The 15,343-nt window shown below is 68.6% G+C and carries 13 protein-coding genes; 2 read left to right on the top strand and 11 right to left on the bottom strand.

Features of this window, described 5'->3' with window-relative positions:
- Nucleotides 1-40: 40 nt before the first annotated feature.
- The 9 genes from BN1193_RS03595 to BN1193_RS03555 form a co-directional block, all read right to left on the bottom strand.
- The gene (locus BN1193_RS03595; RefSeq protein WP_052460397.1) at nt 41-1,267 is read right to left on the bottom strand and encodes a peptidoglycan glycosyltransferase FtsW; all 1,227 of its coding nucleotides are present in this window, start codon (nt 1,265-1,267) and stop codon (nt 41-43) included.
- Nucleotides 1,230-2,765 (bottom strand): UDP-N-acetylmuramoyl-L-alanine--D-glutamate ligase, encoded by a 1,536-nt coding sequence (gene murD / locus BN1193_RS03590; RefSeq protein WP_094770256.1) that lies wholly within the window; start codon nt 2,763-2,765, stop codon nt 1,230-1,232. The genes BN1193_RS03595 and murD overlap by 38 nt, the downstream gene beginning before the upstream one ends.
- Entirely contained in the window at nt 2,762-3,898 is a 1,137-nt protein-coding gene (gene mraY, locus BN1193_RS03585) for a phospho-N-acetylmuramoyl-pentapeptide-transferase (protein ID WP_040164146.1), read from the bottom strand. The genes murD and mraY overlap by 4 nt, the downstream gene beginning before the upstream one ends.
- Nucleotides 3,895-5,307 carry a UDP-N-acetylmuramoyl-tripeptide--D-alanyl-D-alanine ligase gene (locus BN1193_RS03580; RefSeq protein WP_040164144.1) on the bottom strand — a complete coding sequence of 471 codons (1,413 nt, stop codon included), beginning with the start codon at nt 5,305-5,307 and terminating at the stop codon, nt 3,895-3,897. Before BN1193_RS03580 ends, mraY begins: the two co-directional genes overlap by 4 nt.
- Before the next feature lie 32 nt (nt 5,308-5,339).
- The gene (locus tag BN1193_RS03575) at nt 5,340-7,169 is read right to left on the bottom strand and encodes a peptidoglycan D,D-transpeptidase FtsI family protein (RefSeq protein WP_040164143.1); all 1,830 of its coding nucleotides are present in this window, start codon (nt 7,167-7,169) and stop codon (nt 5,340-5,342) included.
- Between the two features lie 18 nt (nt 7,170-7,187).
- On the bottom strand, nt 7,188-7,763 hold the full coding sequence (locus tag BN1193_RS03570; RefSeq protein ID WP_052460396.1) for a hypothetical protein: 576 nt from the start codon (nt 7,761-7,763) through the stop codon (nt 7,188-7,190).
- Nucleotides 7,760-8,713: a 16S rRNA (cytosine(1402)-N(4))-methyltransferase RsmH gene (gene rsmH, locus BN1193_RS03565; protein ID WP_052460395.1), complete on the bottom strand. Its 954-nt coding sequence runs from the start codon at nt 8,711-8,713 to the stop codon at nt 7,760-7,762. Before rsmH ends, BN1193_RS03570 begins: the two co-directional genes overlap by 4 nt.
- Before the next feature lie 98 nt (nt 8,714-8,811).
- Entirely contained in the window at nt 8,812-9,243 is a 432-nt protein-coding gene (gene mraZ / locus BN1193_RS03560; RefSeq protein WP_040164615.1) for a division/cell wall cluster transcriptional repressor MraZ, read from the bottom strand.
- A 515-nt stretch (nt 9,244-9,758) separates the two neighbouring features.
- Nucleotides 9,759-10,157 (bottom strand): DUF3040 domain-containing protein, encoded by a 399-nt coding sequence (locus tag BN1193_RS03555; RefSeq protein ID WP_040164140.1) that lies wholly within the window; start codon nt 10,155-10,157, stop codon nt 9,759-9,761.
- A 66-nt stretch (nt 10,158-10,223) separates the two neighbouring features.
- On the opposite strand from BN1193_RS03555, the gene BN1193_RS03550 reads away from it, so the two are divergent.
- The gene (locus tag BN1193_RS03550) at nt 10,224-11,297 is read left to right on the top strand and encodes a polyprenyl synthetase family protein (protein ID WP_040164138.1); all 1,074 of its coding nucleotides are present in this window, start codon (nt 10,224-10,226) and stop codon (nt 11,295-11,297) included.
- A 6-nt stretch (nt 11,298-11,303) separates the two neighbouring features.
- Here the strand turns inward: BN1193_RS03550 and BN1193_RS03545 are convergent, their stop codons facing one another.
- Entirely contained in the window at nt 11,304-11,654 is a 351-nt protein-coding gene (locus BN1193_RS03545; RefSeq protein WP_040164136.1) for an Rv2175c family DNA-binding protein, read from the bottom strand.
- A gap of 103 nt (nt 11,655-11,757) precedes the next feature.
- On the opposite strand from BN1193_RS03545, the gene pknB reads away from it, so the two are divergent.
- Nucleotides 11,758-13,899 carry a Stk1 family PASTA domain-containing Ser/Thr kinase gene (gene pknB, locus BN1193_RS03540; RefSeq protein ID WP_052460394.1) on the top strand — a complete coding sequence of 714 codons (2,142 nt, stop codon included), beginning with the start codon at nt 11,758-11,760 and terminating at the stop codon, nt 13,897-13,899.
- A 35-nt stretch (nt 13,900-13,934) separates the two neighbouring features.
- On the opposite strand, the gene BN1193_RS03535 is transcribed toward pknB, so the two are convergent.
- The gene (locus BN1193_RS03535; RefSeq protein WP_040164134.1) at nt 13,935-15,308 is read right to left on the bottom strand and encodes an MFS transporter; all 1,374 of its coding nucleotides are present in this window, start codon (nt 15,306-15,308) and stop codon (nt 13,935-13,937) included.
- Nucleotides 15,309-15,343 lie beyond the last annotated feature (35 nt).

Here is a 15,343-nt window from a genome sequence, read left to right as displayed (position 1 = left end):
CCCCGCGTTGCCGGGCACGAATCGTCGCTCGAGCGCCGGGTCAGAGCGTGTCGATGCGCTGGACGGGGTTGCGCACCCGCACGGGGGTCGGCGCCGGCGCGTCCGCGGGCAGCGTCCGCGCGAACGACAGCAGCACGCCGGCGGCGATGAGGACGGACAGCAACGACGTCCCGCCCTGGGACAGGAACGGCAACGGCACACCGAGCGGCGGAGCGAGCCGGAGCACGACGGCGATGTTCACCAGGGCCTGGCCGACGATCCAGATGGCGATCGCGCCCGCGACGATGCGGACGAAGGTGTCATCCGTGCGCCGGATGATCCGGATCGCCGCGAACGTGAACACCGCGAACAGGGCCAGCACGACGAAGCAGCCGATCAGGCCGAGCTCCTCACCGATGATCGCGAAGATGAAGTCGTTGCCCTTCGCCGGCAGCCACCCGTACTTCTCGGTGGAATTGCCCAGCCCCACCCCGAAGAGGCCGCCGTTGGCCAGCGCCCACAGGCCGTGCTCCTGCTGATAGCAGAGGGCATCGCTCGCGGAGCAGTTCGGGTCGAGGAAGGACGTGATGCGCTGGATGCGGTTGGGGCTGGTGATGGCCAGCACCGCCACCGCCACCGCCGCCACGGCCAGGGGGAAGATCAGAATCCGCAGCTTCACGCCGGCGAAGAACAGCGCGGCGAACACGACGAGCATGATGATCATCGCGGTGCCGAGGTCCTCGCCACCGAGAACGCTCGCCAGCACGAGAATGACCACCGGCACCAGCGGGATCGCCAGGTGCTTCCAGTTGGTCAGCAGCGCTTCCTTGCGCGCCAGGATGAAGCCGATCCAGATGGCGGTCGCGAGCTTGAGGAACTCGGCCGGCTGGGCCTGGGCGACACCGAGGTCCACCCACCCGACGTTGCCGTCGTTCTCGATGGCGAGCGGTGTGTAGATCAGCATCTGGAAGGCGACCGCGAGGATCAGGATGGGCCAGGCCATCCGCTTCCAGAACGTCAGCGGGAATCGGCTCAGCACGAACATCAGCGGGATGCCGACCGCACCGAAGATGCCCTGCTTGAGGGCGATGTCGAACGGATCGGTGCTGGCGGAGGTCGCCGAGAGCACCATCACGAAACCGAACACGGTCAGGAAGATCGCAACGGCTGCGATCAGCAGGAACTCCGAGGCGAGCGGACGGAACTGCCGTCCCAGCGAAACGCGCGCGGCGAGTCCGCGGCCGGGGCCGTCAGACTTCCCGCTCGGGGGAACCGGCGTCGTCGCCATCCGCGTCCCCTCGCTCGATGCTGCTGCGTACCGCCGCGGCGAACTTCTCGCCGCGTTCGTCGTAGCCGGTGAACTGATCGAAGCTCGCTGCTGCCGGAGCGAGCAGGACGACGTCTCCGTCCTGCGCGATCCCGCTCGCGATCTCGACCACCCGCGGCATGACATCCTCAGTGTCCGTTGCCTCGACCTCGTACAGCGGGACGTCCGGCGCGTGTCGCCCGAACGCGTCCACCACCTCGTGCCGGTCGACGCCGATCACGATCGCCGCCTTGGCCGACGGACCGCGCGTGGCGACCAGGTCGGAGATGTCCACGCCCTTCAGCAGGCCACCGACCACCCAGATCGCTCCCGGGTAGGCGGTCAGTGAGGACGCGGTCGCGTGCGGGTTCGTCGCCTTGGAGTCATCGATCCAGGTGACGCCCTTCGCGCGCGCCACCAGCTGGATGCGGTGCGGGTCGAGCTGGAACGTCCCGAGCGCGTCCCGGATGTCCGCCGGAGAGATCCCGAGGCTGCGGGCGAGGCCGGCGGCGGCCAGGATGTTCGCCACGATGTGCGGGGCGGACAGATGCCGCTCGGCGAGATCGTCGACCGTGATCAGCTCGAGCGCGGACGTGTGCCGCTCGTCCAGGAACGCACGGTCGACGAGGATTCCCTCCACGACGCCGAGGTCGCTCGGGCCGGGGATGCCCAGATCGAAGCCGATCGCACGCGCGCCTTCGACCACGTCGGCGTCCTCGACCATGCTCCGAGTGGCCTCGTCGCCCTTGTTGTAGACGCAGGCGACGCGGGTGTTGCGGTAGACCACCGCCTTCGCATCGCGGTAGGCCTGGAACGATCCGTGCCAGAGCAGGTGGTCATCGGCGAGATTGAGGCAGACGGACGCGTGCGGCACGAGTGCGCCGACGCCGTCGTTGTTGCCGATGTACCAGAGCTGGTGGCTGCTCAGTTCGACGACGAGAACGTCGAAGCCGCCGGGATCGCGCACGGCATCCAGGATCGGCGTGCCGATGTTGCCCACCGGGGCGGCGCGCAGTCCGCCCTGCACGAGCATCGCCGCGGTCAGACGCGTGGTGGTGGTCTTGCCGTTGGTACCGGTGATCAGCACCCACTCGGCAGGGGTGCCGTCCGGACGCGTGACCTTGTCCCGTACGCGCCAGGCGAGTTCGATGTCGCCCCACAGCGCGATCCCGGACTCCTGGGTCCATCGGATCACGGGATGATGCGGCGGGAATCCGGGCGAGGCGACGACGACCTCGGGGTCGAAGTCGACCAGCGCGTCCGGCACGGTTTCCAGAGAGCCGAGGTGCAGACGCGCGCCGATCACCGGAAGCAGCTTCGCGTACTCCTCGCTCGCCCCCTCGGTGACCACGAGCACGTCCGCGCCGAGCTCGGTGAGCGTGTCGGCGACCGAGAAGCCGGTGTCGGACAGGCCCAGCACGGCCACCCGGAGTCCCTTCCAGTCCGCGTACCAGCTGGTGAGGGAATCGAGTCGACTCATGTGCGTGACAACCATTCGACGTAGAACAGACCCATTCCGGTGGCCGCGAGGATGCCGGCGATGATCCACATGCGCACGACGATCGTCGCCTCGGGCCAGCCCCGGAACTCGAGGTGGTGGTGCAGCGGACTGTTCAGGAACAGGCGCTTGCCGCGCGTGAGCTTGAAGTAGAGCCGCTGCAGGATGACCGATCCGGACGCGATGACGTAGACGCCCGCGACGATGATCATCAGGAGTTCGGTGTGGGTGAGGATCGCCATCGCGGCGACGACGCCACCGATGGCCATCGATCCGGTGTCACCCATGAAGATCTTCGCCTTCGGCGCGTTCCACCACAGGAAACCGATCAGGGAACCGATGAACGCGGCCGAGACGATCGCGAGATCGAGAGGATCGCGGATGTCGTAGCAGCCCGCGTATGCAGACGGCGTCAGCTCACCGCTGCAGCGCTGGTTGAACTGCCAGAAGGCGATGAGGCTGTACACGCCGACCACGAAGATGCCCGAGCCCGCGGCCAGGCCGTCCAGGCCGTCGGCGATGTTCGCGGAGTTCGATGACGAGACGCCGAGCAGGGTGATCCACGCCAGATAGAGCAGCCAGCCGATCGCCAGTCCGAGGATCGGCCACAGCGGGGTCAGCTGCTCCAGCGAGCGGAAATCGAGGAACGGGATGTCGCGGAACAGCGACACGGCGCTGGACGCCGGTGTGATGCCCCGGTCGTTCGGGAAGTTCAGGGCGGCGACGCCGAACACCACGCTGACCAGCACCTGCCCCGCGATCTTGCGCCAGCCCGAGAGGCCGAGACTGTTCTGCCGTTTGATCTTCAGGTAGTCGTCGACGAAACCGACCGCCCCGAAGCCGACCATCATCCACAGCACGAGCAGGCTCGAGACATTGGGCGGGAATCCGCCGGCGTAACTGCCGACGAAGTAGCCGATCAGGGTGCCGAGGATGAAGATCACGCCACCCATCGACATCGTGCCCCGCTTGGCGCCGTGCTGCGGGTTGTTCATGCTCTCCGGCGTGCGGATGACCTGCCCCCAGCCCCAGCGCTCGTACAGGCGCAGGAAGACCGGAGTCAGGAACAGCGTGAAGGCCAGCGAGACCGCGGCTGACGACAGAAGTGACCTCACGAGAAGAATTCTCCCATCCGGTCGCCGAGGTGTCGAAGTCCCGCGGAATTGGACGATTTCACGATCACGCGATCACCGTCCCGCAGCTCCGTCTTCAGGTACTCGAACGCCTCGTCCGCCGATTCGAAGAACACGGCCTCACCGTCCCAGGAGCCCTCCGCGATCGCGGCGAGATACAGCCGGCGGGCCTCGCGGCCGACGACGACGATGCGCTCGAACCGCAGGCGAACGGCGAGGAGGGCGATGTTGTCATGCTCCTCCCCCGCGAATTCACCGAGCTCGCTCATGGCGCCGAGGACGGCGACCTTGCGCTGCCCGGGTTCGGCGATCTGGGCCAGCGTGCGCAGAGCCGCGGACATCGAGTCCGGGCTGGCGTTGTAAGCGTCGTTGATGATGCGGACGGATGCGTTGCCCATCGGCTGCATCCGCCAGCGCTCGGCGAGTTCCACGGTCTCGATGCGGGCGATCGCATCCGCGACGGGGACGCCGACGGCGCGCGCCGCCGTGATCGCCGCGACCGCGTTCATCACGTGGTGGGCGCCGAGCACGCGCATCCGCAGCGGATGGTCCACCCCGTCGACGGTGACGATCGCGGTCGTCCCGTCCCCGGTCACGGCGACATCCGACACGCGCACGTCGGCGTCGGCGGCATGCCCGAACCAGAGAACGCTCTCGTCATTGGCCGCGGCGATCTCCTGCATGCTCGCCACCCGGGCGTCGTCGAGGTTCAGCACGGCGGTGCCCCCCGGACGAACGGCCGCGATGAGCCGCCCCTTCTCGTACACGGTGTGCTCGATGCCGCCGAAGCCGCCGGCGTGAGCCATGCCGACCATCAGCACGACACCGACGTCGGGGTTCACCAGACCCGCCAGGCGTGCGATCTCGCCGGGACCGGACGCCCCGAACTCACTGACCAGGTACCGCGTGGTGTCGCTGACGCGCAGCATCGTCAGGGGTGCGCCGACCTCGTTGTTGAACGAGGCGATCGGCGCCACCGTCTCGCCCTCGTCGGAGAGGATGCGCGCGAGCATGTTCTTGGTCGTCGTCTTGCCGTTGGACCCGGTGATGCCGATGATCCGCAGGTCACCGTGCGCGCGGACCCGTGCCACCACGGCGCGGGCGAGATCGGCCAGCGCCGTCACGACGTCCGCGACGACGATCTGCGACACGGGCTCCGCCACGACGTGGTCCACGATCGCGACCGCTGCCCCGTTGTCGATCGCCGCACGGACGAACAGATGCCCGTCCGTGACCTCGCCCGGCTTGGCGAAGAACACGCCACCCGCGACGATCTCGCGGGAGTCGGTCTCGGCCGGTCCGGACACGATGGTCGCGGGTCCGGCCGTCCCGTGGGCATGGAGGTGTCCGCCGAGGATCTCGGCGATCTCGGCGAGGGTGAGGGAAATCATGTGGGGTGGTGCTCCGTGGGTGCCGGACGCGCTCAGTTTCCGAACTTCGGGAGCGGATCCGTGAAGGGTGTCGCCGACGGCAGGACGCGATACGTCTTCAGGACCTGCGTCATCGCCTTCTGGAATGCGGAGGCGTCAGCCGTGGACGAGGTAATTCTAGTCGGCTGATCCAGGGTGACCATCACGACGTACTTCGGATCGTCCGCCGGGGCGAAGCCGATCAGCGACGTGAAGTAGACGCCCTGCTTGTATCCACCGGTCTTCGGGTCGTACAGCTGGGCCGTTCCGGTCTTCGCCGCGATGCGGTAGCCGGGCACCTTGATCAGGTCCGCGACGCCACCCTGCTCGGCGACGTTCTCGATGAGCGTGCGCAGCTCCGCAGAGGTGCCCTCGCTCATCACGCGCTGCGGCTTCGCCGTCGGCGTGTCGGACACCGTTCCATCCGCTGCGGTGCAGGACTCCACGAGCTGCAGCGGCTCCTTGACGCCGCCGTTGGCGATGGACTGGTAGAAGCTCGCCGCCTGTGCCGCCGTCACCGTGAAGTGCTGACCGAATGTCGTGGTGTAGATCGACTGCGCGTCCCACTCCGAGGCCGGGTGCAGCTCGCCCGGCTCCTCGCCCGGGAAGTTCACCGCGGTCTTGGTTCCGACCCCGAACTTCGCCAGGTAGTCGTGCCGCTTCTCGGGCGAGACCTTCGAGCCGAACATGGACAGTCCGACGTTGGACGAGTCGATCATCGCGCCGGCAATCGTGTAGTCGTAGGTCGGGTGCTCGAACGAATCGCCCAGGCGCGCGCCGTTGGGGAACTCGTAGTAGTCCGGCGCCTGCACCGTGGTGGTGGCCGGATCGATCGCCTTCTCCTCCAACAGGGACGCCGCCGTGGCCGCCTTGAACGTCGATCCGGGCTCGAAGGTGTAGCTGAAGATCCGACTTCCTCGGTCGTCCGGCTGGGAGGCGGACACGTTGTTCGGGTCCACCGTGGGGTACTCGGCGGCCGCACGGATCTTGCCGGTCTTCACCTCGACGACCAGGACGGTGCCGCTCTGCGCCCCCTGCTTCTTCGTCTCCTCCGCGATCATCTGCTGGAGGTACCAGTTCAGGTCGCGGTTGATCGTGAGCTTCAGCGTTCCGCCGTTCTGGGCGGCCGTCGTCTTCAGAGACCCGGGGATCATCTCGCCGCCGGTGCCGTAGAGGTAGCTCTCCGAGCCGTCCTTTCCGGCGAGGCACTGCTGATCAGCCAGCTCGAGCCCGCCGGCACCGACCACGCCGGTCTGGTCCGCATTCGCGTTCGTGAAGCCGATGATGTTGCCGGCCACGGCGCCGTCCGGGTAGGTGCGGGACTGCACGCCGGCGTACCCGATGTAGACCAGATCCAGCGCGCGCAGTTCCTCCATCTTCTCGGTGGGGACATCGCGCTTCAGCAGCGCGTACTGGCTGTCCGGGTTGCCCTCGACGTTCTGCGCCACCTTCTTCTGAACGTCCGCGCCGGAGATGCCGAGGATCGCGCCGATCTTCTCAGCCGCCGTCGGCCAGTCCAGGGCGGGCAGGTCCTTGGCGTCCGGCTCCTTGGCCCGCTTGGCCTCGAACGCGGTGATGATCGACGGATCGACGGCGACGTCGTACGTCACGGTGCTGGTGGCCAGCACGTTACCGGCGGAATCGACGATGTCTCCGCGCGCACCGGCGAGGGAGCGGGTGTTCCCGGTCTTCTTCACCGACTCGGAGACGAGCTCCTCCGCGTTCACGACCTGGATGTCCACGAGGCGGACCGTGAACGCGAGCATCAGGACCATCACCCCGCCGAACAGGACGACCGTGCGGCGGCGCGGTACTCGAGCGCTGGCCGCGAACCTCTTCGCCATGCTGTCGGTTCCTCTCGGTCAGTGCGTCTGCGGGCTCGGCAGCCCCTCGGTGATCGCGGGTGGTGCCGCACCGGCCGCCGTCGAACCGGCGGGAGCCTCTTTGGCAGTGTTACCGGTGATCGTCTTATCGGGCTCGGTCACCAGCGGCGTGTTCGCGATCAGGGAGTTCGGCACCGCCGATTTGGCGGCCGCGATCGAACTCATGTAGGTCACGTCGGCGGCGCCGATGATCTTGCCGTCGCTCAACTTGATGTACGTCGGCGAGCCGCCCACGACCATCCCCAGTGCGGTCGCGTTCGAGGCCAGGTACTGCGGCGAGCTGAGGCCGGCGACCTGGTCGTACAGCGCCTGACCCTGGACGGTCAGGGACCGCTGCTCCTCGGTCAGGGAGCGGATCTCGAAGGTCGTCTGGGTCGTCGCGATCGAGAAGCCGAGCTGGAGAGCACCGATCACGGCGGCGCCGATGACGGCGGTCAGGGCGTAGGCCAGCTTGGGACGACGCCGACGCGTCGGACGCTCGAGCGCCCGCAGATGGCGCTCGGCGTGCTCGGAGCGCCGCCGCTCGGGCAGCAGGGCGGACAGGGCGGTGCTCACAGGGCCTCCCGGATTCGTTCCACGGCTCGCAGCCGTACGGGCTTGGCGCGCGAATTGCGCTCCTGCTCCTCAGCACTCGCCTGCTCCGCGCCCTTGGTGAGGGTTCGGAACCGCGGTGCGTGCTCTTCCAGCTCCACCGGCAGTCCGCGCGGTGCCGTGGAGGCCGTCGCCTGCGCGAACGCGCGCTTGACGAGGCGGTCCTCGAGCGATTGGTAGGACATGACGACGAGGCGTCCGCCGACCGGCAGCAGATCGAGAGCCGCCGGAATCGCGGTGCGGAGGGCGTTCAGCTCGCCGTTGACTTCGACGCGCAGCGCCTGGAACACCCGCTTGGCGGGGTGCCCGGCACGGGAGACGGCAGCGGGCGTGGCGTCCTGCAGAATCTGCACGAGCCGCCCCGACGTCGTGACCGGCTCGACGGCGCGTGCGGCGATGATGTGCCGCGCGTAGCGACCGGCGAGCTTCTCCTCCCCGTAGATCTCGAAGATCCGGCGCAGCTCTCCCTCGCTGTACGTCGCGATGATGTCGGCCGCGGTCGTGCCCGTGGTCTGGTCCATGCGCATGTCCAGCGGCGCGTCCTGCGAGTATGCGAAGCCACGGTCGGCCTCATCCAGCTGCAGGGAGCTGACGCCGAGGTCGAACAGGATGCCGTCGGCGTGGTCGAAACCGCTGGAGCGGACGGCATCGGCGATTCCGTCGTACACGGTGTGGACGAGTTGCACGCGATCGATGTGCGGCGCCAGGCGTGTCCGGGCGATCGTCAGCGCGTCGGTGTCCCGATCCAGGCCCACCAGTTGCACGTCCGGAAACCGATCGAGCAGCGCGGACGAGTGCCCGCCCATGCCCTCGGTGGCATCGACGAGCACGGCTCCGGGCTCGGCGAGCGCGGGGGCCAGGAGCTCGACGCAGCGCTCGAGCAGGACGGGGATGTGAATGTCTTCGATGCTCATGATGTCTTCGGCGGGTCCTGCGCTCTGATTCCCCTCCGAGACGACCTGCCGCCGGGGAAGTGGCTTCAGGGCGAATCAGCTGGGAGTCAGAACGCAGGTCAGAACAGGCCGGGGATCACCTCCTGCTCCATCTCGGCGTAGGAGGACTCGTTGGACTCGAGGAACGCGTTCCAGGCGGACGCGTTCCAGATCTCGGCGTGCGCGCCGACGCCGGTCACGACCAGCTCCTTCTCCAACCCGGCGTACGCGCGCAGCGCCGGCGGGATGGTGATGCGGTTCTGGTTGTCCGGCATCTCCGCGCTGGCTCCGGAGAGGAACATGCGCAGGAAGTCCCGCGCCTGTTTGTTGCTCAGCGGAGCCTGACGGATGCGCTCGTGGACCGATTCGAACTCGTCATTCGAGAACACGTACAGGCAGCGCTCCTGTCCGCGGGTGATGACGACGCCGCCGGCGAGATCCTCACGGAACTTCGCCGGGAGGATGACGCGGCCCTTGTCATCGAGCTTGGGGGTATGGGTGCCCAACAACATCGCCGCCACCCCCTCTCTTCACCGGCCTGTCGAGATGAGCCCCACTTTACTCCACTTCACTCCACATTTGCATGATGATCGCGATGTTTCTCCAGACGCGCATCGCACAAGCCGCGGAAACACGCGGATTTTTCTCGGGGAGGGAAGTGGAGCGAAATTCCGCCGCCCCTCCCCCGAGCGTCCGACGGCGCGAAGGACAGCGCCGTCGGACCTCGTCATCACGCCGCAGAACGCGCCGATCGCGCGGTTCGGAGGGAGGTCTGCGTCCGACGGCGCGAAGGACAGCGCCGTCGGACCTCGTCATCACGCCGCAGAACGCGCCGATCGCGCGGTTCGGAGGGAGGTCTTGGACGCCGGGGAGGGAAATGGAGGGGCTCGGGGAGGGAAGTGGAGAATCGACCGGGAGGCCGGTGGAGACGGTTCAGCTCACCCGGCGCCGCTGCCGAGTCCGGAGACGACGAAGGGCGCCGACGAGATCGTCGGCGCCCTTTCGGAAGAAGGTCGTGTCTGTGGTGTCAGTGGTCGGGATCGTGACGACGATCCCACCGGTCGTTCATCCGGTCCATGAACCCGACGTTGTGCTGGGACGGCGCTTTGGCACTGTCCTGGGTCGGAGCGTCCAGATCGAACGGATCACGCGAGCGACGCATGGCGACGATGACGCCGAAGAACATCAGAGCGAAGCCGAGCACACCGACGATGATGCCGACGAAGGCGGCGCCGCCGAGCGACTGGAACAACGAGACGCCGGCGACGAGAGCGGCGAGACCGACGACGACCAGGAGGGCGCCGTAGACGAGGTTGCGATAACTGAAGGAACGGCCGCCCCCGGCGGAGACCACGTCCGCGTCGTTGTGGAGCAGATTCCGCTCCATCTCGTCGAGGAGCCGCTGTTCCTGTTCGGAGAGTGGCATCAGGCCCCCTTTGTGTTGTGCGCTGGCTTCTCAGTCTATGCCTGAGACGGTCACTAGGCTAGGTCCGTGGCAGGCTCCCAGGACGTTCCCGAAGCGGTTTCTCAGCGACTGCGGGGCTTCGTCTCCCAGCAGCGGTCCGCGGTGTCCGCGGAGAGCCCCGATGCCGCGCTGCTGATCGACGCCGCGGAGTCTGCTCTGGCCGGCGGCAAGCGCCTGCGCGCACGATTCTGCGAGACCGGATGGCGCTCCGTCTCCCCCGCCGTCGGCTCCGCCGCCATCATCGATGCGGCCGCCGCGCTGGAGATCTTCCAGGCCGCCGCTCTCGTGCACGACGACATCATCGACAACTCCGACACGCGGCGCGGTCGCCCCAGTGCCCATCGCGCTCTCGAGGCGATGCATCGCGCGGCGGGATGGACCGGGGATGCCGCCGCCTTCGGCCGCTCGGGCGCGCTCCTGCTCGGCGACCTGCTGGTCGCGTGGAGCGACGACCTGTTCGAGTCCGCGTTGGCCACCCTGGCCGATCCCGCTCTCGCCCGCGACGAGTACGCGCGCATGCGTCGCGACGTGACGCTCGGGCAGTTCCTGGACATCGCTCAGGAGTCCGCATGGATCGTGCAACCCGACGACACCCACGCTGATCGCGCGCTGGAGGTGGCCTCCCTCAAATCGGCACGGTACAGCGTGGTGCAGCCCCTGGTCATCGGCGGCGCGCTCGGGGGCGGATCCGCCCCACAGCTGGACGCGCTGCGCCGATTCGGGATGCCCGTGGGCCTGGCGTTCCAGCTGCGCGATGACGTCCTCGGTGTCTTCGGCGACAGCTCGGTCACGGGCAAGCCGACCGGCGATGACCTGCGCGAGGGCAAGCGCACCCTGCTGGTGGCCTACGCCCGCGAGGGAATGAGCGATGCGGATCGCGCCGCCTTCGACGCGCGGCTCGGAGACGTCGACCTGGAGGAGGCGTCGATCACGCGCATGCAGGACGGCATCCGCGACACCGGCGCGCTGGCACGCGTCGAAGAGCGCATCGCGCAGTACCAGCGCGAAGCCGACGCGGCCCTGGCCGCGGCGCCGCTGACCGCGGACGCGATCGAGGAGCTGAGCGTCCTCGCCGACGCGGCGACGCGGCGCTCTGCCTGAGTCGGTTCAGCCGAGCGCGGCGGCGACGCGGCGGACCTCGCTCTTGCGTCCCGCGCGCAACGCCTCGATCGGGGCGAGCCCGATCGACTCCTCCGGGGCGAGCAGCCAGTCGATCAGCTCGTCGTCGGCGAAGCCGGCGTCCTTCAGCACGATGATGGTGCCACGCAGGGACGACAGCGGGTGCCCGTCGACGATGAACACGGACGGCACCTTGAGCGCGCCGTCGCGGCGGGAACCGACGAGGTGCTGGTCATCGAGGAGCTTGCGGACGCGGCTGAGCGATTCCCCGAGGACCTCGACGAGGTCCGGAAGAGCGAGCCAATCGGTGGAAACGGGAGCGGAACCTGCGGAAGTCACCCCACAAGTGTCTCATCCGCACGGGCTCGGCCGACGCCGATTCGTGACCAGGAGGGGCGAGCCGTTCCCAGGTAAGGCGGGAATCGCTTCGTAGACTCGGGTCGTGACCACCAGCCAGACCGCCGACCCGCTCATCGGGCGGCTCGTCGACGGCAGGTACCGCGTCCGGGCTCGGATCGCCCGCGGCGGTATGGCCACCGTATACGTCGCGACCGACCTTCGCCTCGAGCGACGCATCGCGCTGAAGGTGATGCACGGGCACCTGAGCGATGACACCGTCTTCCAGAGCCGCTTCATCCAGGAGGCTCGCGCCGCGGCTCGGCTCGCGGACCCGAACGTGGTCAACGTCTTCGATCAGGGTCAGGACGGCGAACTGGCCTATCTGGTGATGGAGTACCTCCCGGGCATCACGCTGCGCGAACTGCTCAAGGAGCAGCGCCGTCTCACCGTCGGCCAGACGATCACGATCATGGATTCGATCCTGTCCGGTCTCGCCGCCGCACACCGCGCCGGAATCGTCCACCGCGACGTCAAGCCGGAGAACGTGCTGCTGGCCGAGGACGGCCGGATCAAGATCGGCGACTTCGGCCTCGCGCGCGCGACCACCGCGAACACCGCGACCGGTCAGCAGCTGATGGGCACGATCGCCTATCTCGCCCCGGAACTGGTCACCCGCGGTACCGCCGACGCCCGCAGCGACATCTATGCGCTCGGCATCATGCTCTACGAGATGCTCGTCGGCGAGCAGCCCTACCGGGGCGAGCAGCCGATGCAGATCGCGTTCCAGCACGCCACCGAGTCGGTGCCGCGCCCGAGCGTGCGCAACCCCGGGGTCCCGGAGCAGCTCGACGAACTCGTCCTCTGGTCCACCGAACGCGAGCCGGATGACCGGCCGACCGATGCCAAGGTGATGCTCGACCGTCTGCGCGAGATCGAGCGGCAACTGGGCGTGGCTCCGGTGGTGGCCGCCACACGCGAACCGCTGCCCACCGCCGGACTCGCGATTCCGGACGAGCCGCTGCGCACCGAGGGTGCCACGATGGTCCTGCCCGCCACCGGTGCGGTGCCCACGGGTCCGGTCGAGACCGGCGATAACAGCACCCGTCTGCGGAAGGTCGTCTCCCGTAACCGCCGCCGCGGTGGCTGGTTGGTCGTCCTGGTCCTCGTTCTCGCGGCACTGGCCGGCGGCGCGGGTTGGTGGTTCGGCTCCGGGCCCGGTTCGCAGATCGCGATTCCCGATCTACGGGGTGCGAGCTCCGACTCAGCGGTCGCGCAGTTGCGGGACCTCGGTCTCACCGGCGTGCCCGCGGACAAGGCCGATCTCGACGTCCCCGCCGGCAAGGTGGTGTCGACGAAGCCGGGTTCCGGTTCCCGGGTGGACGCGAAATCCTCCGTCACCGTCTACGTCTCGACGGGTCCGGCCGCCGCGAAACTCGCGACCTTCGTCGGCGTCACCGAGGAGCAGGCGACCTCCGTGCTCGGCGACCAGCACATCGACATCACCAAGACCTCCTACGTCTTCACGGGTGACGTCGCCGCCGGTCAGATCATCTCCGTGACCATCACCCCACGCGCCGGCGGCGACGCCGTCGCCTGCACCGAGGGCTGCAGCGTCCACCAGGGCGACAAGGCCGCGCTCGCCGTGTCACGCGGCGACCTTCCGACGGTGAAGGGTCTTCCGGAAGCAGAAGCTCGCGCCAAGCTGACCGCCGCGAAGCTCGTGGTGGAGGCGACCTCGGGAGGTGTTTTCGACCCAACTGTGAACGCTGGCCTCGTCGCCTACGTTAACGGTCCGCGCGACCGCGACTGGCAGGAAGGCGACTCGGTGACGCTGGTTGTCTCACGAGGCGCGGTCCCAGATGTCGCCGGCAAGTCCGAATCGGATGCTCGTAGCACCCTCGACGGCGTCGGGCTGAAGGTCAGTGGCGAGAACCAGACGGAGTTCAGCGACACGGTCGATAAGGGAGCAGTCATTGGCATTGCCGATCGTGAAAGCGGAAACTGGTTCCCCGGGGACACGGTGACTCTCATCGTCTCAAAGGGCGTGGACCTTGTGACTGTGCCGACCATGGGCGCCATGACGATCTCACAGGCCGTCGACGCCATCCGCGCTGCCGACCTTGTCCCGATCGTCCCGCCGGACATCGACCGCCGCCTGTGGTCGTTCGTGCCGGCGGTCAACACCGACCCACAAGGCGGGACGTCCGTACGTCGTGGCTCTGAAGTGACGATCACCGGTCCGTGAGGTTGCGGGCGCTCGGTCACAGGAACAAACGCGCACTACTGACCCGAAGACCCGCGCTTGGACACGAGCAAGGCAATGAGGCTTAGTGCGAGCGGGGGCAGCGCCCACCACGCCGCAACGAGGTAGCCGTCCGGGGTCGGGTACTCCCCCTCGGCCGGAGTCGCCGCTGCCAGCATCGCTCCCGCCAGCGCGCTGCCGACGCTGAAGCCGATCTGGCGCAGCACCTGGTTGACCGTGAGGACGCTGGCGGTCTCCGCTGCGGGCACCCCGGTCAGAACGAGGGCGGGCATCACGGCCGACACCGCGCCCACGCCGAAGCCCAGGACGGCCATCGCGACGAGGACGAGGATCAGCGACGTGGTCCCGGCCGCGAACACCACCGCAGCGAGCATCACGGCACCGATCGCCACGACGAACGCGCCCCGGTCTCCGACGCGGACGATCAGCGGTGGTGTCGTTCGACCGGCGACGAATCCGAGTGCGGAGAACGGGATGAGGGCCGCCCCGGCCGCGACGCCGGCGAGAGCGAAACCGTAACCCGCGTCGGCCGGGGTCTGCAGGAACCGGGTGAACAGGCTGAACAGCAGATACATCCCGATACCGGAGACGAGCATCGCGCCGTTCGCGCGGAGGACGGTCGGGCGCGCGAGCAGGCGCAGATCGACCAGGGGCGTCGGCGTGCGCAGCTCGACGACCACCCAGGCCACGAGAACGCCGACGGTCACCAGCGGCAGCAGGACCGCCGAGGAGGCGGAGGCCCACACCGCCGGGACCGCGATCGCGACCAGCACCCCGAGGGTGCCGACGCCGAGCAGGACCGCGCCCACGATGTCGATGCGGGGCGGCGGCGCCGGCGCTTCCCGGGGCACCGCCCACCAGGCCACGACCAGGGCGATCACCGCCAGGACCAGCCCGAGGCCGTAGGCCGCACGCAGGCCGGCGAGATCGTCGATCCAGCCGACCAGCGGGTAGCCCACCCCGATGCCGACGGTCGAGGTCACTGACAGTGCCGCGATCGAACGACGTCCGCGCTCGTCGGGCAGGTGGGAGCGCGCGACGCTCATCAACAGCGGCACGCTTCCGAGCGCCAGCCCCTGGAGTCCGCGCCCGACCAGGAGCAGCCAGAACGGCCCCGGGGCCGTGGTGAGCACGGCCCCGATCACGACGGCGACCAGTGCGCCGAGAATCACCGATCGACGCTGCGCTCCCCCACCGAGTCGCCCCAGCACGGGTCCGGCGACGGCGCCGACGAGCAGGGTGATCGTGAGCGTCCACTGCGCGTCATTCAGGGAGACGCCGAGTTCACGCGAGACCGGCGTGATCAGCGGCGCCCCGAGGCTGCCGATCACCGCTCCGACGAGAGCGACGACGACGAGCGCCCCGCTCAGGTGTCGCGTCCGGTCCGGCACGCGCCCACCCTACGCCGCGCGAGACACCCGGGCAC

The sequence above is a fragment of the Microbacterium gorillae genome (assembly GCF_000826185.2).
GTDB lineage: Bacteria > Actinomycetota > Actinomycetes > Actinomycetales > Microbacteriaceae > Microbacterium > Microbacterium gorillae.
Note: the sequence above shows the minus strand (reverse complement) of the source record. Positions and strands in the feature narration are given on the sequence as shown.